At 63.4% G+C, this 21,526-nt stretch carries 20 protein-coding genes, 1 tRNA gene and 1 pseudogene; 14 read left to right on the forward strand and 8 right to left on the reverse strand.

All coding sequences use genetic code 11. The annotated features are described in order from the left end of the window. Nucleotides 1-11: 11 nt before the first annotated feature. Nucleotides 12-203: pseudogene (locus OEG79_RS16285) on the forward strand (tyrosine-type recombinase/integrase); the annotation flags it as partial. A gap of 107 nt (nucleotides 204-310) precedes the next feature. Here OEG79_RS16285 and OEG79_RS16290 read toward each other — a convergent pair. Next, nucleotides 311-387 (reverse strand) — tRNA-Met (locus tag OEG79_RS16290). Nucleotides 388-628: 241 nt separating this feature from the next. On the opposite strand from OEG79_RS16290, the gene OEG79_RS16295 reads away from it, so the two are divergent. Then, nucleotides 629-838, forward strand: a complete 210-nt coding sequence (locus OEG79_RS16295; protein ID WP_413247515.1) for a hypothetical protein — start codon at nucleotides 629-631, stop codon at nucleotides 836-838. Here the strand turns inward: OEG79_RS16295 and OEG79_RS16300 are convergent. After that, nucleotides 835-1,191, reverse strand: a complete 357-nt coding sequence (locus OEG79_RS16300) for an excalibur calcium-binding domain-containing protein (RefSeq protein WP_264145999.1) — start codon at nucleotides 1,189-1,191, stop codon at nucleotides 835-837. The genes OEG79_RS16295 and OEG79_RS16300 overlap by 4 nt on opposite strands. A 136-nt stretch (nucleotides 1,192-1,327) precedes the next feature. Here OEG79_RS16300 and OEG79_RS16305 point away from each other — a divergent pair, with 136 nt between their 5' ends. Next, nucleotides 1,328-1,492, forward strand: coding sequence for a hypothetical protein (locus OEG79_RS16305; protein WP_264146000.1), 165 nt, complete (start codon nucleotides 1,328-1,330; stop codon nucleotides 1,490-1,492). Between the two features lie 24 nt (nucleotides 1,493-1,516). Then, complete coding sequence (locus OEG79_RS16310; RefSeq protein WP_264146001.1) at nucleotides 1,517-1,963, forward strand: hypothetical protein; 447 nt, start codon at nucleotides 1,517-1,519, stop codon at nucleotides 1,961-1,963. A gap of 50 nt (nucleotides 1,964-2,013) precedes the next feature. Here OEG79_RS16310 and OEG79_RS16315 read toward each other — a convergent pair whose 3' ends face one another. Both OEG79_RS16315 and OEG79_RS16320 read right to left on the reverse strand, forming a co-directional pair. Then, nucleotides 2,014-2,928: a DMT family transporter gene (locus tag OEG79_RS16315; RefSeq protein WP_264146002.1), complete on the reverse strand. Its 915-nt coding sequence runs from the start codon at nucleotides 2,926-2,928 to the stop codon at nucleotides 2,014-2,016. A 215-nt stretch (nucleotides 2,929-3,143) separates the two neighbouring features. Next, nucleotides 3,144-5,060 (reverse strand): bifunctional metallophosphatase/5'-nucleotidase, encoded by a 1,917-nt coding sequence (locus OEG79_RS16320; protein WP_264146003.1) that lies wholly within the window; start codon nucleotides 5,058-5,060, stop codon nucleotides 3,144-3,146. Between the two features lie 173 nt (nucleotides 5,061-5,233). Between OEG79_RS16320 and OEG79_RS16325 the strand changes: the two genes are divergently transcribed. Further along, on the forward strand, nucleotides 5,234-5,398 hold the full coding sequence (locus tag OEG79_RS16325) for a hypothetical protein (RefSeq protein ID WP_264146004.1): 165 nt from the start codon (nucleotides 5,234-5,236) through the stop codon (nucleotides 5,396-5,398). Nucleotides 5,399-5,444: 46 nt separating this feature from the next. Here the strand turns inward: OEG79_RS16325 and moaE are convergent, their stop codons facing one another. The 4 genes from moaE to OEG79_RS16345 all read right to left on the reverse strand — a co-directional run bounded on the left by moaE (nucleotide 5,445) and on the right by OEG79_RS16345 (nucleotide 8,343). Then, nucleotides 5,445-5,900 (reverse strand): molybdopterin synthase catalytic subunit MoaE, encoded by a 456-nt coding sequence (gene moaE, locus OEG79_RS16330; protein WP_264146005.1) that lies wholly within the window; start codon nucleotides 5,898-5,900, stop codon nucleotides 5,445-5,447. 48 nt (nucleotides 5,901-5,948) lie between these two features. Continuing rightward, nucleotides 5,949-6,191: a MoaD/ThiS family protein gene (locus OEG79_RS16335; RefSeq protein WP_003459467.1), complete on the reverse strand. Its 243-nt coding sequence runs from the start codon at nucleotides 6,189-6,191 to the stop codon at nucleotides 5,949-5,951. Then, nucleotides 6,188-6,664 (reverse strand): cyclic pyranopterin monophosphate synthase MoaC, encoded by a 477-nt coding sequence (moaC, locus tag OEG79_RS16340; protein WP_013714224.1) that lies wholly within the window; start codon nucleotides 6,662-6,664, stop codon nucleotides 6,188-6,190. Before moaC ends, OEG79_RS16335 begins: the two co-directional genes overlap by 4 nt. A 287-nt stretch (nucleotides 6,665-6,951) precedes the next feature. Continuing rightward, nucleotides 6,952-8,343, reverse strand: coding sequence for a PhoH family protein (locus tag OEG79_RS16345; protein ID WP_264146006.1), 1,392 nt, complete (start codon nucleotides 8,341-8,343; stop codon nucleotides 6,952-6,954). Between the two features lie 495 nt (nucleotides 8,344-8,838). Here OEG79_RS16345 and yaaA point away from each other — a divergent pair, with 495 nt between their 5' ends. The 9 genes from yaaA (at nucleotide 8,839) to OEG79_RS16390 (ending at nucleotide 21,274) form a co-directional block, all read left to right on the forward strand. Then, nucleotides 8,839-9,618: a peroxide stress protein YaaA gene (gene yaaA, locus OEG79_RS16350; RefSeq protein WP_264146007.1), complete on the forward strand. Its 780-nt coding sequence runs from the start codon at nucleotides 8,839-8,841 to the stop codon at nucleotides 9,616-9,618. A gap of 704 nt (nucleotides 9,619-10,322) precedes the next feature. Continuing rightward, nucleotides 10,323-11,633, forward strand: coding sequence for a GDP-mannose 6-dehydrogenase (gene algD, locus OEG79_RS16355; RefSeq protein WP_264146008.1), 1,311 nt, complete (start codon nucleotides 10,323-10,325; stop codon nucleotides 11,631-11,633). Nucleotides 11,634-11,684: 51 nt separating this feature from the next. Beyond that, on the forward strand, nucleotides 11,685-13,166 hold the full coding sequence (alg8, locus tag OEG79_RS16360; protein WP_264146009.1) for a mannuronan synthase: 1,482 nt from the start codon (nucleotides 11,685-11,687) through the stop codon (nucleotides 13,164-13,166). A gap of 26 nt (nucleotides 13,167-13,192) precedes the next feature. Next, nucleotides 13,193-14,356: an alginate biosynthesis protein Alg44 gene (locus OEG79_RS16365; protein ID WP_264146010.1), complete on the forward strand. Its 1,164-nt coding sequence runs from the start codon at nucleotides 13,193-13,195 to the stop codon at nucleotides 14,354-14,356. Between the two features lie 12 nt (nucleotides 14,357-14,368). Next, nucleotides 14,369-15,745 carry an alginate biosynthesis TPR repeat lipoprotein AlgK gene (algK, locus tag OEG79_RS16370; protein WP_264146011.1) on the forward strand — a complete coding sequence of 459 codons (1,377 nt, stop codon included), beginning with the start codon at nucleotides 14,369-14,371 and terminating at the stop codon, nucleotides 15,743-15,745. 14 nt (nucleotides 15,746-15,759) lie between these two features. After that, entirely contained in the window at nucleotides 15,760-17,199 is a 1,440-nt protein-coding gene (locus OEG79_RS16375; RefSeq protein ID WP_264146012.1) for an alginate export family protein, read from the forward strand. 11 nt (nucleotides 17,200-17,210) lie between these two features. Next, the gene (gene algG, locus OEG79_RS16380; RefSeq protein ID WP_264146013.1) at nucleotides 17,211-18,746 is read left to right on the forward strand and encodes a mannuronan 5-epimerase AlgG; all 1,536 of its coding nucleotides are present in this window, start codon (nucleotides 17,211-17,213) and stop codon (nucleotides 18,744-18,746) included. Between the two features lie 11 nt (nucleotides 18,747-18,757). Then, the gene (locus OEG79_RS16385; protein WP_264146014.1) at nucleotides 18,758-20,185 is read left to right on the forward strand and encodes an alginate O-acetyltransferase AlgX-related protein; all 1,428 of its coding nucleotides are present in this window, start codon (nucleotides 18,758-18,760) and stop codon (nucleotides 20,183-20,185) included. A gap of 9 nt (nucleotides 20,186-20,194) precedes the next feature. Next, nucleotides 20,195-21,274 carry a mannuronate-specific alginate lyase gene (locus OEG79_RS16390; RefSeq protein WP_264146015.1) on the forward strand — a complete coding sequence of 360 codons (1,080 nt, stop codon included), beginning with the start codon at nucleotides 20,195-20,197 and terminating at the stop codon, nucleotides 21,272-21,274. The last annotated feature ends 252 nt before the right edge of the window (nucleotides 21,275-21,526 follow it).

Below are 21,526 nucleotides of genomic sequence, written 5' to 3' on the forward strand. Positions count from 1 at the left end.
ATCTCGCGGTCAGGCTGTTCAGCGCCTACAGGTCAGCCTTCCGCAAGGCCTATGAGCGCACCGGCCTGCATACGCCAGGGCAGATGATCCACCACACCTTCGCCAGCCACTACATGATGCAGGGCGGGAATATCGTCACCCTGCAGCGCATCCTGAGCCATGGCGATATAAAGATGACGATGCGCTATTCACACCTCGCGCCGAGTCTGGCTTGTCCACACCATCGCTTGGGCTGAGACAAGAATGGGACAGTTCGGGGACACCGGCCCAAATAAAAAGGGGCTAGCTTGCGCTAACCCCTTGAAATTTATGGTGGCTACACCGGGACTTGAACCTGGGACATCAGCATTATGAATGCTGCGCTCTAACCGACTGAGCTATGTAGCCAACGGCGCGCATTGTCCGCGTCTCGCCCATCGCTGTCAACCCCACATCATCGATAAATTTACGTTTTATCAATCGCTTAGGCTTCAGCAGCGGCGACGTGCTCAACTGCTGCTTTCCGGCCCATCGGTTCAACTCGCCACTGCTCGGGTGGCGCTTGCGGGGCCGTCGGGCGATGCCGGAAAATTCGCCCCCAGCAGGCTGCAGCGCCGCCGCGCGCTGGCCCATGAATCAGGAGAGCACCTTGAGAGCGAGAGACGACTTCGACGATCTGCGGGCGGAGCGTGATATGCCGCTGCACCATCGCAACGAACCCAACCGCTTCGCCGGTCTGTGGAAGCAGATCGCGATTTGCATCGTCATCGGCTACAGCGTCCTGGGCATCATCAGCGCAGTTGCCTGGCTGCTGCTCGCTCAGGTCGCGCTCAGCAGCCTGGCGGTCACCCTGCCCTAGCGCCTGCACCATTGCGTTTCACAGGGCACGCCATCGTTGTCGCCATCCATCTTGGTGCCCGGGCAGTTGCGCAGGAAGAAGGTGGCTTCGGCACAGGAGGTCATTTGCGAGCAGTGGGTGCGGCCATCGCAGCGATAGTTGCTGCTGGCCACCTGAGCCGCGGGTTGACTGAGCGAGGATGAGGAACGCAACTTGTCCAGCGAGAGGCTGGACGTACCAGGCTGGTTGACCACCGGGTTGTCCATCAGTGAACCATCACTGGCGATATTGCTGATGATCGGGTTGCCGGGCTTGCTCAGGTAGAACTGCCAGAAGGCGGCGCCCAGCAGCAGAATGATGATCAGCTTCTTCATTGCACAATCCCTTGCCTGTTTTGCGTGATTGCCAGTATTGCCTCACAGCGCCGACTAATCCACAGCGGTACATTGGGTCTTGCCATCCCCTGACCGTCTCTTCATTCTGCCCATTGTTTGCCAAACGAGCCCTGTCATGACGCCCATCCAGAATATCGGCCTGGCGCTATTCGTCCTGCTATCCATCGGTATCGCCATCGGTCACAAGACCGAGTGTGGCGATGGACGTGTGGTGGAAACCTATCTGGCCCGGGGCCTGGCCTCGCAGTTGCTGGGGCATGACCTTTGCCAGCAACCCTGAACCACTCCATTAAGGAATGATGTGATGAATAAGCTCGCCTTGCTTGTCAGCGCTGGCCTTCTCGGTGCCTGCGCCAATCTGGGTTCGCAGCCTCCGATGCCGGTTACCTCGCCGGTGGTGCAGGCCTTTCGCGACATCTGCCTGAGGACGGCGCCGAGCTTCGCCGAGGCGCATCGCGTGGCGCTGCAGCATGGCATCACCGAAATGACCGATATGGGTTTTGCCACCATCGGATTCAATGCGGACAAGAGCCTGAGCATTCAGGTGAAGGTCAGCCACGAGTGCGTGGTCACCAGCGAGCCTCAGCAGGATGACACCCTGACTCGCCAGCTGCTGACCGCAGCTGCAGTCAACGCCGGCACCACGGTGCCGCGCAAGGCACCGGTGAAAATGATGATCGCCGGCCAGCCGTTCATCCTCATGCATGATCGCGAAGGCGGTGAGGCCTTCGTGATGATGAAGCCGGAATAACCCCCTTCTCCCCGCCTCTTTCCCGCAAGCGGAAGAGAGGCGCAGATATTTCAGGCGTTCTTGACTGGCCGCGTGGCCAGCAGCACGCCACCGAAGATCATCGCCGCACCCAGCCAGTGATAGACCTGCAGGCTCTCGTTCAACAGTACCCAGCCCAGCAACGCGGTGAACACCGGCATCAGGTAGTTGGTCAGCGCCGCCTTGGCCGCCCCGATCACGCGGATACCGTGGTTCCAGGCCAGGTAGGCCAGCAGCGAGGCGAATATCGCCGTGTAGGCGATGGCCGAGAGGTTGGCGACGTTGACTGTCAGGTGCGCGCCCTGACTCAGCTCATATAGATAGAAGGGCAGGATCAGCGGCACGCCGAGCAGGATGAACACTCCGAGCAGCGCCAGTGGTGGAATCGGCTGCAGGTAGGCGGCCCAGCGCCGCAGCAGCAGCGAGTACAGCGCCCAGTCGACCACGGCGAGCAGCATGATCAGGTCACCGCGATTGAAGGACAGGCTGGCCAGGCGGCTCCATTGTCCCTGGCTGATCAGCACCACAAGGCCCAGCACCGCCACCAGCATGCCCCACCAGGCACGTCGCGCCGGCCATTCGTTGAGCAGCAGACCGGCGCCGATGAAGGTCACCAGCGGCAGGCAGGTGTTGACCAGCGAGATATTGATCGCTGCCGTGGTCTGCGCTGCGCTGTAGAGCAATGAGTTGTAACCGGCGATGCCCAGGCCGCCAAGCACCAGCAGGCGCCAGCCGGCATTGCCAACCGCCGCGCGATGGCGCCACAACGGCACGGCGACGAAGGGCAACAACAGCGCCAGCGCCAGGCACCAGCGCCAGAATGACAGGGTGAAGGGGGCGATATCGCCAGCGAAGGCGCGTGCCACCAGGGCATTGCCGGACCAGCAGAGGTTGGCCAGCAGCAGGCCGAACAGCGCCAGCGGGCGCGAATGATTGAATGCGTTCATAAGGCGAGTGCCACACCAGCGGCGTGGCTCTTATCCGAGCGGGAATTGGTCGATTGTGCGCGATCGGCGAGCGGACAGTGCGGAAAGATCATTGCGTAGCTTCCGAAGCAGGCGGTTTTGCACCATACGGAGGCAGGCCAGGCTTGGCAAGATTGCGGGGCAAGCCAGGGCGTGCCATGCGTACCGCATTCGGTACGCAGGCGCGCCCTAGATACTCAACGCCGGCGGCGCAGCGGGCGACTCAATAGCCAGAGGATCAGCAACACGCAAGCCAGAACTACCGCACTGGTGCCCCACTGCAGCGGCCCGGCGAGACGGAACATGTCCGCAGGATGCAGGCTGGGCGCACGAATCATGCGCACCTCGGCAGCGACGCCGGTGGTGGGGATGTCGGCCAGCCCGTCGCCGTCGAGATCCGGCAGGCTGCGGATGTGATCGAGCAGCGCCTGCCACTCCTTGAGTTCCTGCACGCCGTCGGTATCCGGGTCCTGGTCGACGATGGCATCTTCGATGCGCGGTAGCGGGCGGCCCTCGGCATCCTTGGGTGTCACGCTGAGCAGGCCCTTGGTCAGATCCGGCACCAGCCAGGTGAAACTGCCGACGTAGCTGGTCGCGCCGATGCTGTAGAGGCGCGTGTCATCGAGATCCAGATCGCGGTAGCCCTTGACCGGGTCGCCGATCTCGAGGCGACTGATGCGGTCGAACGGCACGCGCCAGGGGTTGTAGGTAAAGCGCACGCCGGAAACCCGCGGGTAATAGCTGTCGCTGTCACGCAGCTGATAGGCCAGCAGCAGCACCTCCAGCAGCGACTTGATCTCGCGGGCGGTGAAGTAGGCCTTGATCATCGGGTAGCCGGGTTCGTCGTCGAAATGACCGATACCCAGCGGGGCAATGCGGAACAGATCGGAAACGCCCTGCACACCGTTACGGCCCTTGATCAGGTCATCGCGGATGGTGCCGTTGCCGGTGAAGCCGAAGTCCGCATCCACCGCATGACGCAGCGCATCGGTGACAAGATTGGACAGGCTGTGCTCGCTGAAATCGCGACCCAGGCTCTGGTCGACCTTGGCCAGCTGCTGGTCGAAACCGTAGCCCTTCGGTGCCAGCATGTGCTCGCTGACTACCTGCTTGAAGTCCTCCACCCTGGCAGTGATGGTCGCGTCGCCAACGATGCTGTCGTTGACCGCATGCAGGCGGTAGTCGCGCACACGCGGTACGCCGTCATCGCCGATGGTCATGCGCAGTTCGCCGAGGTACTGGATTTCCGAGCCGGCCTGCACCACCGGGGTATGCCCGTTGACCAGCACCGGCTGCGGCAGCGCCACGTGAGAGTGGCCGCCGACAACGATATCGATGCCGGGCACCTGCTCGACCAGTTCCACCTCCTCGCCGCGCCAGCTGCCGTCATTCTGCTGGGTGACGCCCATGTGCGACAGCAGAATGACCACTTCGGCGCCCTGCTCACGCAGCTTGGCCACGGTTTCCCTGGCGGTGGCTACCGGGTCGGCGAAGGTCAGCGGCTTGATCATCGGGCTGACCGCGACAGCGTCGTTGCCGAGCAGCCCGAACAGACCGAAGCGGATTCCACCGCGCTCGATCAGCGTATACGGCAGGATGCGCCCGGCCTCGGCATGCGCCTCGAGGCTGTCGTCGGCCTTGCTCGCCGGATCGAACCGCATGTTGCTCGACAGCAGCGGCAGCAGCGCATCGCCCTTGGCCTTGTACGCGGCATTGATCATTGCTGCGAGGCCGGCCGGGCGAAAGTCGAACTCGTGGTTGCCGATCACTGCGGCGTCGTAACCCAGCTCGGTCATCAGGCGCAGTTCGCTGCCCATCTCACGGGCGACGGTGTGGAACAGCGTGCCCATGGTGAAGTCGCCGCCATCGAGCAGCAGCAGAGGCTCGTCACCGGCTGCCGCGCGGCGCTCGTTCAACAAGGTGGCCAGGCGCGCGACGCCGCCAACGGTGCCGTCATCGTTCACCGTGGCCGGGGTGTATTCGTCGTTCGGCCCGAAACCGAGCAGACGCGACTGCCAGTCGTTGCTGTGCAGGATGGTGAAGCTGCGCTCGGCAGCGTGCAGCGGTGTGGTGGCCAGCAGGCCGGCGAGCAGGAGTGAGGGAAGCAGGCGCATGGACGATCCTTGACGATGACTGCGCGCAGTATGAAGCAGGCCATGCGGCGAGACAGCGACCGATCAAGACGCAATTTGTCGCCAATCGAGTCAGGCATTCATTGCCGCAGGTCAGCCCCCGAGGCAGACGGAGGGGCTAGGCTGTAACAAAGACCGGGAAGCGGAGAAGAGCGATGGATCACTTTAACCTGATGCTGGTGCTGCTGATCGGGGGCTTCCTGCTGCTGGGAGTCGGTTTCAACTTTCGCGAGCATGAGTGGGGTATACGCGTGCTCGGCCTGGGCGTGCTGCTGATGCTGATCCCCATTGCCCTGCGGGTACATCTGGCGCTGGCGTAGGCGTGCAGGTGATCGCCAGCGCCGGGCGCACCGCACGGCAGAAGCCTTAGGGTTTCTGCCAGCGCTCGGCAGCGCTCTGGTCGCTGCAACGGCCTTCGACCCAGCGCGGGCCTTCGCTGGTGTCTTCCTTCTTCCAGAAGGGTGCGCGGGTCTTCAGGTAGTCCATGACGAAATTGCAGGCATCGAACGCCGCCTGGCGATGGGCGCTGCTGGTACCGACGAAGACGATGGGCTCGCCCGGCTCCAGACGGCCGATGCGGTGAATGATCTCGACACCCAGCAGCGGCCAGCGCTCGCGCGCTTCATCGGCGATCTTGGTCAGGGCCTTCTCGGTCATGCCGGGAAAATGTTCGAGAAACATGCCGCCGACTTCGCGCCCCTCGTTGAAGTCGCGTACATAGCCGACGAAGCTGACCACCGCGCCGATGCCGAGGTTGGCGGCATGCAGGGCGTTGAGCTCGGTGCCGGGATCGAAGGGCTGGGCCTGTACGCGGATGGTCATGCGCTATGTCTCGCTTGAAGGAGCTGTAATCAACCGTTGCTGCTGTTATCAGCCGCCGGTCACGGTGGGGAAGAAGGCCACTTCATCGCCCTCGGCCAGCGGCTCGTCGAGACTGCACAGTTCCTGGTTGCGCGCACACATCAGGTTCTGCTCGCCCAGCACTTCCCACTCGCCGCCACGGGCGACCAGATGCAGACGCAGATCGTCGAGGGTGGCGAAGTCGCCGCTGAGTTGTTCATCGTCACGGCCCAGGGCTTCGCGATAGCGCGCGAAATACTGCACGCGGATCATGCTTGTTCCTCCAGCTTGTAATGACCGCTCTTGCCGCCGAGCTTCTCCAGCAGGCGCACCTGCTCGATGACCATGCCGCGATCCACGGCCTTGCACATGTCATAGATGGTCAGCGCGGCGACGCTGGCGGCAGTCAGTGCCTCCATCTCGACACCGGTTTGCCCGGACAGTTTGCAGCGCGCGGTGATATGCACCGTGTCGTCGCCCTCTGCACTCAGCTCGACCTTGACCCCGGTGAGCATCAGCGGGTGGCACAGGGGGATCAGGTCGCTGGTTTTCTTCGCCGCCTGGATGCCGGCAATGCGCGCCACGGCGAACACATCGCCCTTGGGATGCTCACCGGCGACGATCATCTGCAGGGTGGCGGGCAGCATGCGCACGCGCGCTTCGGCGGTGGCTTCACGGAAGGTGGTCGCCTTGTCGGTGACGTCGACCATGTGTGCGCGGCCTTGGGAATCGAGGTGGGTCAGCACGGGAAGGCTCCTGGCGGGAATCGGCCGATTGTAAACCCGCGGGTCAGGATTTCGTAGCCCGGATGAAATCCGGGGCCAGAGCTGCAAAAATCTCCGGATTTCATTCGAGCTACGCCCCCTCTCCCGCAAGCGAGAGAAGGGAGCCAAATGCTCGCTTCTGCAGGAGCGGATTTATCCGCGATCATCGCGGCTGAAGCCGCTCCCACGGGACCTATGGAAATTCGTTGATGCTGACTGAAACGCCCCCTGCTCTTGCGAGCAGGGGCGTCAGTGTTTAACAGCTGGAGTTACATATGGGTTTCCGCGTATTCCGCCAGGATCGAGCGCGGTACGCCTTGCAGGGTGATGTGAACGCCGTGGGGGAAGTCCTTGAACCTTTCGGTGAGGTAGGTCAGGCCCGAGCTGGGCGCTGACAGATAGGGGGTATCGATCTGCGCCAGGTTGCCCAGGCACACCACCTTAGAGCCGCTGCCGGCGCGGGTGATGATGGTCTTCATCTGGTGCGGGGTGAGGTTCTGACACTCGTCGATGAGGATCAGGCTCTGCTGGAAGCTGCGTCCGCGTATGTAGTTGAGCGACTTAAACTGCAGCGGCACCTTCTGCAGGATGTAGTCGACGCTGCCGTGCGTGTTCTCGTCCTCCATATGCAGTGCTTCGAGGTTGTCGGTGATTGCGCCGAGCCAGGGCTCCATCTTTTCCGCTTCGGTGCCTGGCAGAAAACCGATCTCCTGATCCAGCCCCTGCACGCTGCGGGTGGCGATGATCCTCCGATAACGCTTGCTGACCATGGTCTGCTCGATGGCGGCAGCCAGCGCCAGGATGGTCTTGCCCGAGCCGGCAGAGCCGGACAGGTTGACCAGATGGATGTCGGGGTCGAGCAGCGCGAACAGTGCCAGCGCCTGATGGATGTCGCGCGGTTTCAGGCCCCAGGCCTCCTGATGCAGCAGCGGCTCCTGGTGCATGTCGAGGATCACCAGTTCGTCACCCTTGACCGCCTTGATCCAGCCGACGAAACCCTGCTCATCGAGAATGAACTCGTTGATGTGGGCCGACGGCAGGTTGTCCGTGAGTTGCACGCGGTGCCAGGTGCGACCGTGGTCCTGACGCGTCTCCACCTTGCTCACGCGATCCCAGAACGAGCCGGGCATGTCGTGATAGCCCTTCGACAACAGCGAGACGTCATCGACCAGCTGGTCGGTGTGGTAGTCCTCGGCGTCGATGCCACAGGCACGCGCCTTCAGGCGCATGTTGATGTCCTTGGTCACCAGCACCACGGACAGCCCCGGATTGCGGGTCTTCAGCTCCACCAGCTGGTTGATGATCTTGTTGTCGTTGAGGTCTTCCGGCAGCCAGGTGACCGGCGCGGCGCTCTTGCTCATGAGAATCGATAGACGACCGCAGGGACCGCTCTTGCCACGCTGGATAGGGACCCCGTATTCGACGTCCTCGGGTTCGGCACCGGCGAGAATCTGATCGATCAGGCGGATGGCCTGACGACATTCGGCGGCGACGCCGTGCTTGCCGGATTTCAGTTTGTCGAGTTCCTCCAGCACCGTCATCGGGATGGCGACATGGTGTTCTTCGAAGTTGAGCAAGGCGTTGGGGTCGTGAATCAGAACATTGGTGTCGAGGGCGTAGAGGGTTGGAGCGGTGGGCTTGGAGCGTCCGTGGTCATCCATACTCGGTCACCTTCTTGTAATAGCCGGGCGACGCAATACCTGGGCGGTGCTGCGCCGGACAGAGACCGCCGACTTTTCAGATCGGGGCCGAAAGGTGGCAAGCAAGGTGAGGGCCAATGGCCGCCACCTGTCTGCAGGTTTCGGCGGTCTTGCTTTTTTATTACTCCAATTCCCATGACAGAAAAACGTTTTTTTCTCGGCCTGCAGGTTTATTTGCAGACGCGACAGATAACGCTTGGCGCACCGCCAGCGCCCCGTTACAGTCCTAAGTCCTACCTGTTGTCCCACGCTTCGCTTACCCGCCCCCACATGCAGCACGCCGCGCCAATTGGGTGCAGCCCTCGCTTACCTCACAATGCTCCTGCCCTCCGCCGACCTTCAGCAAAGAATGCGTCTGCGAAGCCATCGACGCTGCCTGGCTCAATCGCCCCGATAGGTGGTCTTGCCGCCCCCTGACCTCTAGAATCGCCGTCACGCTTTCTGGAGACCTTGCACATGCTGATGGTGATTTCACCGGCCAAGACCCTCGATTACGAGACCCCGCCTGCCACCCCGCGCTTCACCCAACCCGAACACCTCGACCACGCCCAGGAACTGATCGCGCAGCTGCGCGAGTTCAGCCCGGCGCAGATCGCCGAACTGATGGGCCTGTCCGACAAGCTCGCCGGCCTCAATGCCGCGCGCTTCGGCAGCTGGGAACGGCCGTTCAACCCATCCAACGCCAAGCAGGCGCTGCTGGCGTTCAAGGGCGACGTCTATACCGGGCTCAATGCCGAGGATTTCTCCGAAGACGATTTCGATTTCGCCCAGGCGCACCTGCGCATGCTGTCCGGCCTGTATGGCGTGTTGCGCCCGCTGGATCTGATGCAGGCCTATCGCCTGGAAATGGGCACCAAGCTGGTCAACAGCCGTGGCAAGGACCTGTACGCCTTCTGGGGCGAGCGCATCAGCGGCTGGCTGAACGAAGCGCTGGTCGCTCAGGGGGACGACGTGCTGCTCAACCTGGCGTCCAACGAGTACTTCGGCGCGGTCAAGCGCAAGGCCCTGAACGCGCGCATCATCGACACCGAGTTCAAGGACCTGAAGAACGGCCAGTACAAGATCATCAGCTTCTATGCCAAGAAGGCCCGTGGTCTGATGGCGCGCTACGTGATCAAGGAACGCCTGAACAATCCCGAAGGCCTGAAGGACTTCAACTATCAGGGCTACCGTTATTCGGCCGAGCATTCCAAACCCGATAGCCTGGTTTTCCTGCGCGACCAGCCGCAAGACTGACCGCCGATCCGGCCGAACCCGTGCACCGCTCATCGGTTACTGCATGGGTTTGGCCGCTGCGTTGAACAACTTCCTGCCTTTCTTTCCCCTCTTCGCCTCCGCTGCCTCCCGGCGCCCCGAGCGCAGCGGCAGACGAAAATTCCCGCCCCGTTGCGTTTGATTCTCAAAAACCTGTTTGGCATCACAGTTTCAGCGCGGTCGCACTTTTCGCAGAACTTATCCGTGCGCTTAGTTATCGGATAGTTTCACGTTAATTAACTTGCAGCTTGCCATCATGCATTTTGCAAGTTGCCACCATATTGCGATCAAATTACCCGTTCAGCTCCCGTTCAGCTTCAGGACGAACGGTAGGAACTATCCGAAAGTGCCGCCACTCATACAGCCCGTAACACTTTTCAATACATAACTTTTCATAGCCAGAAACTGCCCGCAGTGCCAAGCAGCTTCATCCGAAGGAAAGTTTATGTAATCCAAACGGAGACAGATCGACCCGCAAGAGCACCGAAACAGAGCCTTCAAGCGAAGCGCAAGCAATAACATCAAAGGGCCACGTTATATATAAGGCCCGCACTTGGTGCCGACTCAGGCACCGCTTTCTACTTATGCCTGAATGAATTTGCTAACAGTCGAAAAGCAAGTTCTCGGATTAGTTTTGGCCAACTGGCCAGTATTTGAAACTGCATCAAACGGATGAGGTGAATACCATGCGAATCAGTATCTTCGGTTTGGGTTATGTAGGTGCCGTTTGTGCCGGCTGTTTGTCGGCACGGGGTCACGATGTGATTGGCGTGGATATTTCCGCGAACAAGATCGACCTGATCAACAATGGCAAATCGCCCATCGTCGAACCGGGCCTGGAAGAACTGCTGCAACAGGGTCTGCGTCAGGGCCGCCTGCGTGGCACCACCGATGTCGCCACTGCCGTGCTGGAGAGCGATGTGTCGTTCATCTGCGTCGGCACCCCGAGCAAGAAGAACGGTGATCTGGAACTGAACTACATCGAAGGCGTATGCCGCGAGATCGGCATGGCCATGCGCGACAAACAGGAGCGCCACACCGTGGTGGTACGCAGCACCGTACTGCCGGGCACCGCCAAGAACGTGGTGCTGCCGATTCTCGAGGATTGCTCGGGCAAGAAGGCCGGCGTGGATTTCGGCCTGGCAGTGAACCCCGAGTTCCTCCGCGAAAGTACCGCGATCAAGGACTACGACTTTCCACCGATGACCGTCATCGGTGAGCTGGACAAGACCTCCGGCGACCTGCTGGAAAGCATTTACAGCGAGCTGGACGCACCGATCATCCGCAAGGACATCGAAGTCGCCGAGATGATCAAGTACACCTGCAACGTCTGGCACGCGGCCAAGGTCACCTTCGCCAACGAGATCGGCAACATCGCCAAGGCAGTCGGCGTCGACGGTCGCGAGGTGATGGACGTGGTCTGCCAGGACCACAAGCTGAATCTCTCCAGGTACTACATGAAGCCCGGCTTCGCCTTCGGCGGCTCCTGCCTGCCCAAGGACGTGCGTGCGCTGAACTACCGCGCCAGCAGCCTGGACGTGGAAGCCCCACTGATCAGTTCGCTGATGCGCAGCAACGCCGCCCAGGTGCAGAAGGCCTTCGACATCATCGCCAGCCATGACTCGCGCAAGGTCGCGCTGCTGGGCCTCAGCTTCAAGGCCGGCACCGATGACCTGCGTGAAAGTCCGCAGGTGGAGCTGGCGGAAATGCTCATCGGCAAGGGCTTCGACCTGAGCATCTACGACCGCAACGTCGAGTACGCCCGCGTACACGGCGCCAACAAGGACTACATCGAGTCGAAGATCCCGCACGTCTCCTCGCTGCTCAACAGCGATCTGGACGACGTGGTGGCCAAGGCCGACATCATCATCCTGGGCAACAGCGACGAGCGATTCGCCCAACTGGCCGAGCAGGCGCCGAGCGGCAAGCGGGTGATCGACCTGGTCGGTTTCATGCCCCACGCCAGCAATGGCGTGGCCGAAGGCATCTGCTGGTAAGGACCCGAGCGCACCTGCACGCCAAGCGCGTGCAGGTGCCCGGAGACGCATATGGACAAGCTCAAGAACGGCCTCAACCAAACCACCGGCTGGATGTTCTATCTCAGCCTGCTGATGCTGCTGGCACTGGCCCTGCCGCGTACGGTGTTCGACCCCGAGTCGCGGGATTTCCTCCTGCTGATCGGCATCGTCGGCATCTGGCGATATTCCATGGGCGCCATGCACTTCGTGCGCGGCTGCCTATTTCTTTACCTGGTGTACCCCTGGTACCGCCGCAAGGTTACAAAACTCGGCAAGGACGCCGACCCCTCTCATGTGTTCCTGCTGGTCACTAGCTTCCGCATCGAGGCGCTGACCACTGCCATGGTCTATCGCTCGGTGATTCGCGAAGCCATCGACTGCGGCTATCCCTGCACCGTGGTGTGCTCGATCGTCGAGCTCTCCGACGAGCTGCTGATCAAGAACCTCTGGGCCCAGGCCGAGCCGCCGGCGCACGTCACCCTGGACATCGTGCGCATCCCCGGCACCGGCAAGCGTGATGGTCTGGCCCACGGTTTCCGCGCCATCTCGCGGCAGATGCCGGACCGCGATGCAGTGGTGGCGGTGATCGACGGTGACACCGTGCTCGAGCCGGAAGTGGTACGCAAGTGCGTGCCCTGGTTCAAGCTCTTCCCCAATGTCGGCGGGCTGACCACCAACGAGTTCTGCGAAGTCCGCGGCAGCTACCTGATGAGCGAATGGCACAAGCTGCGCTTCGCCCAGCGCCACCTCAACATGTGCTCGATGGCGCTCTCCAAGCGCGTGCTGACCATGACCGGACGCATGTCGGTATTCCGCGCCAGCGTGGTGACCGATCCCGAGTTCATTCGCGATGTCGAGGCCGATCACCTCGAGCACTGGCGTCTGGGGCGCTTCCAGTTCCTCACCGGGGACGACAAGTCCAGCTGGTACAGCCTGATGCGCCTGGGCTACGACACCTTCTACGTGCCGGATGCCGCCATCAACACGGTCGAGCACCCGCCGGAAAAGAGCTTCATCAAGGCCAGCCGCAAGCTGATGTTCCGCTGGTACGGCAACAACCTGCGGCAGAACTCGCGCGCCCTGCGCCTGGGCCTGGGTCGTCTCGGCGCCTTCACCACCCTGGTGCTGTTCGACCAGCGCGTATCGATGTGGACCTGCCTGCTGGGTCTGTGCGTGGCGATCATCGCCAGCCTCAAGTACAGCGTGATGTACCTGCTGATCTACCTGCTGTGGATCGGTACCACGCGACTGATCCTGACCCTGCTGCTGATGCTCTCCGGACACCGCATCGGCCCGGCCTATCCGGCGCTGCTCTATTACAACCAGATCGTCGGCGCGCTGGTGAAGATCTACGTGTTCTTCCGCCTCGACCAGCAGTCCTGGACGCGCCAGAACACCAAGCTCAACCGCGGCCTGTCCAGCTTCGCCAACTGGTTCAACAGCTGGTCGTCGCGCGCCATGACTTTCTCTGCTGCCTCCGTCTTCATCGCCGCGCTGCTGGCGCTGGTATGACCCTACTCGAATAGGAACTAGCCACCATGAACTCCGTCGCCAATCTCAACGTCGTCCATGAGTCCGAAGCCCAGCGCCAGCATGCCCGCGTCAAGTTGCCGGGGCGTCTGCGCTACACCAATGCCCAGCGCGAACGCATCGATGCGCGCCTGCTGGATGTCTCTGCCGGCGGCTTCAGCTTCACCAGCGACAACGCCAAGCACAAGGTCGGGGACTTCCACCGCGGCCAGCTGCAATTTCAGCTCGACAGCCTGGTACTGGGCCTGGACATCGAATTCCAGGTCACCTCGGTGCAGCCGGAACACAACCGCGTCGGCTGCCAGTTCCACGGCCTCGGCGCACGTGAAACCGCAGCCCTGCGCCACCTGATCAGCAGCCACCTGGCCGGTGAGCTGGTCAACGTCGGCGAGGTGCTGCACATCCTCCAGCGCGACAACTTCACCAAGACGCGCAAGAACGGCTCCGGCGGCGGCATGGGCATGTTCGGGCGTCTGCGCGCCGTGACCTTCAGCGCCGCCATCTTCGTGATCGGTCTGGCCGCCTTCGGCTACATCGGCAAGTCAATCTACGGCCTGTACTTCGTCACCCACGCGCAGTCGGCGCAGATCAGCCTGCCGGCGCTGCAGGTCACCATGCCGCGTGAAGGCAGCGTGCAGGCACTGGTTCAGCCTGACGGCATCGTGGAGAAGGGTGCGCCGGTCGCCACCTTCACCACCAGCATGCTGGAAATGCTCAAGGGTCACCTGGGCGACGACCAGCTCGAACCGAGCCAGATCGAAGAGCTGTTCGCCCGCGAAATGCAGGGCACCCTGACCAGCCCGTGCAACTGCAAGATCTCTCGCCAACTGGTGGCCGACGGCCAATTCGCCAGCAAGGGCGACGTGATCTTCGAACTGGTGCCGCAGGATGGCGTCGCCACCGTCAACGCCAGCTTCTCCTACCGCCATCTGGAACAGGCACGCCCCGGTACGCCGGTGACCTTCAAGGTGGCCGGTGAAGACAGCGCACGTCACGGCGAGATCGTCAGCAGCGCGCTGCATGACGGCGGCCTGAGCTCGGACATCCGTGTGGTTATCAAGCCGCAGGACACCCTGCCGGCCAGCCTCGCCGGTCAGCCGGTGGACGTGGTCATCGACCGCGGCCCGTCACTGAGCTGGCTGGTCGACCGCGCTGTCGCGGCAGGTCGCTAAGGAGGTCACGCCGTGAGCATGCCCCTCCTTCGCCCTGCCCTGCTCGGCCTCGCCGTCAGCGCCACCCTGGCCGGCTGCGCCGGCCTGCCGGATGAGCGCCTGGCCCGCGAAGCCCTGCAGAGCGGTGATCAGCAGACTGCCGAATGGCATTTCCGCCAGCTCGCCGAGATGGGCTACAGCGACTCGCAGATCGGCCTCGCCGACATCTACGCCGCCAATGGCCAGACCCAGGATCTGGATGAGGCCGAGCGCATCTATCGCCAGGCCCTGGACGGCTCGCCACGTGCCAAGGCGCGCCTCGGCAAGCTGCTGGCGCGCAAGCCCGGCAGCAGCCTGGCCGAGCGCCAGGAAGCAGCCGAGCTGCTGGAGAGCGCAGCCCAGGCCCGCGAGCCCAGTGCGCTGCTGCCACTGACCGAACTCTACCTGTTCTACCCACAGGACTTTCCCGCCATGAACCTCGCGCAACGTATCCAGGACTGGCGCCAGCAGGGTCTGCCGCAGGCAGAACTGGCGCAGATTCTTCTGTATCGCAACGACGGAACCTACGACCAGCACCTGGGCGAGATCGAGCGCATCTGCCAGGCGCGCCTGGCCAGCAACGACGCCTGCTACGCCGAGCTGGCCACCGTGTACCAGAAGCAGAACCGCGCAGACGACCGCCAGGCGCTGATCGACCAGCTGCTGGCGGGCTATCGTGCCGGCCGCGTTTCGCCCAATCAGGTCGAGTCCGTGGCGCAGGTGCTCAGCGATCCCGAGCTGGGCCAGCCACAACCGCAGCAGGCGCAGGACCTGCTCGAGACCATCGCGCCCGACTACCCGGCCGCCTGGGTCAGCCTGGCGCGCCTGCTCTACGACTATCCGGGCCAGGGCGATATCGACACCCTGCTCGGCTACTTGGAGAAGGGTCGCGAAGCCGCTCTGCCGCGTGCCGAACTGCTGCTCGGACGCCTGTACTACGAAGGCAAGCTGCTGCCGCAGCAGCCGAAGAAAGCCGAACAGCACCTGCGCAAGGCTGCTCCCAGCGAGCCCAGCGCCAACTACTACCTGGGGCAGATCTACCTGCGCGGCTACCTCGGCGAGGTCTACGCCCAGCAGGCGCTCGACCACCTGCTCAGCGCCGCCCGCGCCGGCCAGCTCAGTGCCGACTTCGCCCTGGCGCAGATGTTCAGCCAGGGCCGCGGGGTCAAGCCCAACCCGGTCAACGCCTATGTCTTCAGCCAGCTGGCCTTGCCGCGCAACACACCGCCGACCTTCGAGCTGGCGCACGCGGTGGCCGAGAGCCTGAGCCCGGAACAACTGGCCGAAGGCCAACGCCTGCTGCGCGAGGAGCGTGATGCCCGCGGCATCGTCCTGCAGCAGCAGGCCGCTCTGCAGGTCAGCCAGCCATGAACAGGGAAGCACGCATGCAGCTAAACCGTATCGTCAGCCAGCTGGGGCTGAGCGCCAGCCTGCTGGCAGCCAGTGCTGCCTGGGCGGCGGATGCGCCGAAGAACTTCGGCGTGGATGTGAAGATCACCGCGCAATCGGAAGACGACCGTGACCTCGGCACCCGCGAGGGCGGCGACGTCAGCGGTATCGGTCTCGACCTGCGCCCCTGGGCCTACGGCGAGCGCGGCGACTGGAGCGCCTTCGCCATGGGCCAGGCGGTGACCGCCACCGATACCATCGAAACCGACCCGTTGCAGGACGACGGCGAAGACAGCACCCAGCGCAGTGACGCGCGCCAGCCGGACAAGAGCTACCTGGCCATGCGCGAGTTCTGGGTCGACTACGCAGGCCTCACCGCCTACCCCGGCGAGCATCTGCGTGTCGGCCGCCAGCGCCTGCGCAGTGACGAAGGCACCTGGTGGGACACCAACATCGAAGCGCTCAACTGGACCTTCGACACCACCCTGCTGCGAGCCACGGTGGGCGTTGCCGAGCGTTTCTCCGACTACCGCACCGACCTCGACGACCTCACCCCCGAAGACGAGGACCGCCGCCACTTCTTCGCCGGCCTCGACTATCAGTGGACGCCGGGCCACCGCATCGGCGCCAAGCTGCACCACAGCCGTGACGACGGTCATCTGGCCAACCCCGGCGAGCGCGTCGACGAGCTGAGCAAGCGTTACACCGGCGACCTGACCTGGTTTGGCCTGCACGCCGATGGCGGCTTCTTCGAGCGCAATTCGCGCAACCGCCTCAACTACTGGGCGCAGCTGACCTGGCTGCAGGGCGATACCGATCAGTTGCAGCAGGAAGTGGTCGGCAACGACCGCATCGCCAGCGGCTCGCGCAGCCAGGATGTCGACGCCTGGGCGATGGACCTTGGTCTGCGCTACAGCCTCGACGACAACTGGAAGATCGGCGCCGCCTATGCCCGCAGCAGCGGCGGTGGCGATGAAGGCAAGTCGCGCCAGTTCATGCAGACCGGCCTGCACAGCAACCGCGCCAACTTCACCGGCGTCGAATCGCGCCTGCACCGTTACGGCGAGGCCTTTCGCGGCGAACTGTCGAACCTGCAGGTGGCCAGCGCGTTCAGCTCCTGGCAGCTGGGCGAGGACTACGACGCCAGCGTCGTCTATCACCGCTTCTGGCGTGTCGATGGCGATCAGGATGTCGGCGACAGCGGCATCACCGCGCCGCTGGTCGCTGGCGAGAAAGACATCGGCCAGGAAGTCGACCTGGTGCTGACCCGCTACTTCAAGCAGGGCCTGCTGCCGGCCAGCGTCGCCGAACAGCTCGACGACCGTTCGGCTCTGGTACGCCTGCGCGCCGGCGTGTTCCTGCCGGGCGACGCCTACGGCAGCGGCACAGACTCGGTGATGCACCGCGCCTTCGTCGACTTCATCTGGCGCTTCTGAGGGATCGGATCATGCAATCCAACGGACTAGCCCTACCCCTGCTGCTCAGCGCGCTGTGCCTCACCGCGCCGCTGGCCCAGGCCAATCCTGAGCAACACCAGTTCGACTACCGCGTGCGCAGCGCACCGGCGGGCGAACTGCATATGGAAGCGCCCGAGCTGCCGGAGCTGTCCGGCTACACCAGGGAAGCCGTGCTGGCCAAGATTCCGCATGGCAAGAAAGGCGATGTGGTGGTGCGGCGCATGCTGCGCCAGGACGCGCTGAAGGACTTCACCGGCGGCAACGAACGCCTGCGCGAATGGATCAAGCGCCAGCAGGGCATGCCCCAGGCGATCTTCATCGAAGGCGGTCTGGTCACCGCCCAGGATCTGGCCAAGGCGCTGCCTGACAGCCAGTTCGCCGAGCAGGAGCCAGGCGTGTACCTGGCTCGTCTACCCATCGTGGTGGCCGAGGGTGCCGCGCTGCACATCGGCAAGGAAACCCGGGAACTGCGCCTGTCGCAGGAGCGCGGCTCGTTCCTGGTCAACGACGGCCTGATGTTCATCACCGACACCCGCGTTACCGCCTGGCGCGAGGCGGACAACGGCCCGGCGAGCATGCGCGACAACGGCAAGGAGTTCCGCCCCTTCCTGGTGTCCTGGGGCGGTAGCGAGCTGTATATCGCCAGCAGCGTGATCACCAGCCTGGGCTACAGCAACTCGAAGTCCTACGGGGTATCGATTACCCAGTACACGCCGAACATGCACGAGCGCCTCCAGCGCGACGAGCCGACCGGTTGGCTGATCGATTCGGAGTTCGTCGATCACTGGTACGGCTTCTACTGCTACGAAGCGCAGAACGTGGTGATCAAGGGCAACACCTACCGCGACAACATCGTCTACGGCATCGACCCGCACGACCGCTCGCATGGCCTGATCATCGCCGAGAACACCGTGTTCGGTACCAAGAAGAAGCACGGCATCATCATCTCGCGCGAGGTCAACGACAGCTGGATCATCAACAACGAGAGCTACGACAACAAGCTCTCCGGCGTGGTCATCGACCGTAACAGCGAACGCAATCTGATCGCCTACAACCGCGTGCACGGCAACCACTCCGACGGCATCACCCTGTACGAGAGCGGCGACAACCTGCTGTGGGGCAACCATGTACTGGGCAACCGGCGCCACGGCATTCGCATCCGCAACAGCGAGAACATCCGCCTCTACGAGAACCTCGCGGCGATGAACCAGCTCACCGGAGTGTACGGCCACATCAAGGATCTGTCCGACACCGACCGCGACCTGGACCTCGACCCCTTCGATACCAAGATCTCGATGATCATCGTCGGCGGCACCCTGGCCGGCAACGGCTCCAGCCCGATCAACATCGACTCGCCGCTGTCGGTCGAGCTGTACCGCGTGAAGATGCTCGCGCCGCGCAAGAGCAGCGGCATCCAGCTCGCCGGCATTCTCGGCGAGAAGCAGGACGAAATCCTTGACCTCATGGTGCGCCAGCGCCTGCCCGTGCTGATCGATCCGATCGAGCCCGAGCCGATGACCAACTGACGAGGCCTCCCATGACTGCATACAAACTCAAGACCCTGGCCCTGGCAGTGACCTGCGCCGCATTCGGTAGCGCGCTGCAGGCCGAAGAACGCCAGGCGCCGCAATACCAGGTGGAAGACTGCTGCTCGCTGTGCCCGGCTGCGCACGATGCCAGCCGCTACACCACCAGCTACATGAAGAACTTCATCACCCTCATGGATGCCGACGAGGGTTGGCTGTTCCGCAGCGTGGAAGATCTGCGCACCGAGTTCGGCACCACCGAGGCCGGCTACCAGCGCCTCAAGGAGCTGCGCGACGGTCTCAAGCAGCGCGGCGTGGAACTGGTGGTGGTCTATCAACCGACCCGCGGCCTGGTCAATCGCAGCAAGCTGCGCCCGGCCGACTACCAGCGCTTCGACTATGACAAGGCGCTGCGCAACTACCGCCAGGCATTGAGCCGCTTCGAACAGCTGGGTATCTGGGTGCCGGACCTGACGCCGCTGACCGACGAGGACAGCGACAAGGAGTTCTACTTCCGCCGCGACCAGCACTGGACGCCCTACGGCGCCGAGCGCACCGCGCGCCTGGTGGCCGAGACGGTCAGGCGCATTCCCGGTTTCGACGAGATTCCGCAGAAGGAATTCGTCACCGAGCGCATCGGCCTGATGGGCAAGACCGGCACCATGCAGAACGTCGCCAGCCAGCTGTGCGGCACCGGTTATGCGGTGCAGTACGTCGATCAGTTCGTCACCGAGCCGAAGGACGCCAGCGATGGCGACGCGCTATTCGGCGACGACAGCAGCCCGAAGATCACCCTGGTCGGCACCAGCCACAGCGGCAAGAACTACAACTTCGGCGGCTTCCTCGAACAGCACCTGGGCACCAACGTGCTCAACGCAGCCTTCCCGGGTGGCGGCCTGGAAGGGGCGATGCTCGAGTACCTGGCCAGCGATTCGTTCCAGAACGACCCGCCGAAGATCCTTATCTGGGAATTCTCGCCACTCTACGACCTGGCCTCGGACAAGATTCACCGGCAGCTGATGGCCACCCTGAACAACGGCTGCAGCGGCCAGACCGAACTGCTCAGCAGCGAAAAGCGCCTGCATCCGGGCAGCAACGAGGTGCTGGTCAATGGCGAGAACAAGCTGCTGACCCTGCGCGGCAACCGCCACCAGCTCGACCTGCGCTTCAGCGACCCGTCGGTCAAGCGCGTCGACGCCACCATCTGGTACCTCAACGGCCGCCGCGAGCAGCTCAAGCTGGAGAAACCCGACACCGTCGACACCGACGGCCGCTTCGCCGTGGAACTGCGTAACGAGCCGGGCTGGGGTGATCAGAACTTCTTTGCCCTGGAAATCCAGAAGCCCGAAGACAGCGCGGACGACCTGAAAGTCCAGGCCAGCCTGTGCCAGCGCCCCAGCGGCGCCCAGCAGGTCGCCCAACGCACCGCGCAAGACTGAGGAGGCCCCATGCCTACACGACTGATCCCATTGGCCCTGAGCGGAATTCTGCTCTGTGGACCGGCATTCGCGGCGTTGCAGCCGCCGGCCGGCTACTACGCCGCGGCCGCCGGACAGGCCGGCAGTAAGGAGCTGGCCTGCCCGAAGCTGCCGACGCCCTACACCGGCGAGCTGGAATTCACCAGCAAGTACGAGGGCTCCGACAGCGCCCGCGCCACGCTCAATGAAGCGGCCGAGAGCGACTTCCGCGAGCAGACCGAGGCCATTACCGAGCTGGAGACGGAAGCCATCAGGCTGATCACCCAGTACATGCGCAACGGCAAGCGCAGCCAGCTCGACTGCGTGGTCGCCGCACTAGACCGGTGGGCCCAGGCCGGTGCGCTGCAAGCGCCGGCGCTCAACCACACCGGCAAGTCGATGCGCAAATGGGCGCTGGGCAGCCTGGCCGGGGCCTGGCTGCGCCTGAAGTTCTCCGAGTCGCAGCCGCTGGCCGATTACCCAGAGCAGCGCCAGCGCATCGAGCGCTGGTTCGTCAGCCTCGCCGAGCTGACCGTGGAGGACTGGAGCAACCTGCCGCTGAGCAAGATCAACAACCACAGCTACTGGTCGGCCTGGTCGGTGATGGCGGTGGCAGTGATCAGCGACCGACGCGACCTGTTCGACTGGTCGGTGGACCAGTTCCGCATCGCCGCCAACCAGGTGGACGACGAGGGTTATCTGCCCAACGAGATCAACCGCAGCCAGCGCGCCCTGTCGTATCACAACTACAGCCTGCCGCCGCTGGCGATGATCGCCGCCTTCGCTCAAGCCAACGGTGTCGACCTGCGCAGCACCAACCACGAAGCGCTCAAGCGCCTGGCCGAAGGCGTGCTCGAGGGTGCCGAGGATCCATCGGCCTTTGCCAAGCGCGCCGGCGCCAAGCAGGACATGAAGGAGATGCGCGAGGACTACAAGTACGCCTGGCTGGCGCCGTACTGCAGCGTCTACAGCTGCAGCGCGCAGATCCAGGCCCGGCGTGACCGCATGGGGCCATTCAACAACACCCGGCTCGGCGGCGAGATCAGCAAGGTGTTCGACCAGGACAGCTAAGCGTGGCCCCGCGGGGGCGACCAACCCTCTATCCCGCCCCGCCATGCGCCCAGCGCTTCGCAGAGCCCAGGGCGCTTCAGCGGACGAGGTGAGAAAGCTACACACCGTTCAAGCGCCCCCTCCGATTCACGGGAGAGGGTTGGGGAGAGGGCAAGAGCCACTCCCTGCGCCCAGTAAGCAGGGCAAAAACAAACCCTCCACTCGTGGGGGGGAAAGGGGGGGTGATGCCCCGGCTATTTTCGGAGAAGCACG

Source organism: Pseudomonas sp. Z8(2022) (assembly GCF_025837155.1).
Lineage (GTDB): Bacteria > Pseudomonadota > Gammaproteobacteria > Pseudomonadales > Pseudomonadaceae > Aquipseudomonas.

Excerpts from the sequence above, each read along its gene's own strand:
- OEG79_RS16310 (WP_264146001.1), top strand. The coding sequence starts at position 1,517 with ATGAATAAGCTCGCCTTGCTTGTCAGCGCTGGCCTTCTCGGTGCCTGC.
- OEG79_RS16320 (WP_264146003.1), bottom strand. The coding sequence starts at position 5,060 with ATGCGCCTGCTTCCCTCACTCCTGCTCGCCGGCCTGCTGGCCACCACA.
- alg8 (WP_264146009.1), top strand. The coding sequence starts at position 11,685 with ATGGACAAGCTCAAGAACGGCCTCAACCAAACCACCGGCTGGATGTTC.
- OEG79_RS16325 (WP_264146004.1), top strand. The coding sequence starts at position 5,234 with ATGGATCACTTTAACCTGATGCTGGTGCTGCTGATCGGGGGCTTCCTG.
- OEG79_RS16375 (WP_264146012.1), top strand. The coding sequence starts at position 15,760 with ATGCAGCTAAACCGTATCGTCAGCCAGCTGGGGCTGAGCGCCAGCCTG.
- OEG79_RS16300 (WP_264145999.1), bottom strand. The coding sequence starts at position 1,191 with ATGAAGAAGCTGATCATCATTCTGCTGCTGGGCGCCGCCTTCTGGCAG.
- OEG79_RS16390 (WP_264146015.1), top strand. The coding sequence starts at position 20,195 with ATGCCTACACGACTGATCCCATTGGCCCTGAGCGGAATTCTGCTCTGT.
- OEG79_RS16315 (WP_264146002.1), bottom strand. The coding sequence starts at position 2,928 with ATGAACGCATTCAATCATTCGCGCCCGCTGGCGCTGTTCGGCCTGCTG.
- algD (WP_264146008.1), top strand. The coding sequence starts at position 10,323 with ATGCGAATCAGTATCTTCGGTTTGGGTTATGTAGGTGCCGTTTGTGCC.
- algG (WP_264146013.1), top strand. The coding sequence starts at position 17,211 with ATGCAATCCAACGGACTAGCCCTACCCCTGCTGCTCAGCGCGCTGTGC.
- moaE (WP_264146005.1), bottom strand. The coding sequence starts at position 5,900 with ATGACCATCCGCGTACAGGCCCAGCCCTTCGATCCCGGCACCGAGCTC.
- OEG79_RS16305 (WP_264146000.1), top strand. The coding sequence starts at position 1,328 with ATGACGCCCATCCAGAATATCGGCCTGGCGCTATTCGTCCTGCTATCC.
- OEG79_RS16335 (WP_003459467.1), bottom strand. The coding sequence starts at position 6,191 with ATGATCCGCGTGCAGTATTTCGCGCGCTATCGCGAAGCCCTGGGCCGT.
- OEG79_RS16385 (WP_264146014.1), top strand. The coding sequence starts at position 18,758 with ATGACTGCATACAAACTCAAGACCCTGGCCCTGGCAGTGACCTGCGCC.
- OEG79_RS16345 (WP_264146006.1), bottom strand. The coding sequence starts at position 8,343 with ATGGATGACCACGGACGCTCCAAGCCCACCGCTCCAACCCTCTACGCC.
- OEG79_RS16365 (WP_264146010.1), top strand. The coding sequence starts at position 13,193 with ATGAACTCCGTCGCCAATCTCAACGTCGTCCATGAGTCCGAAGCCCAG.
- yaaA (WP_264146007.1), top strand. The coding sequence starts at position 8,839 with ATGCTGATGGTGATTTCACCGGCCAAGACCCTCGATTACGAGACCCCG.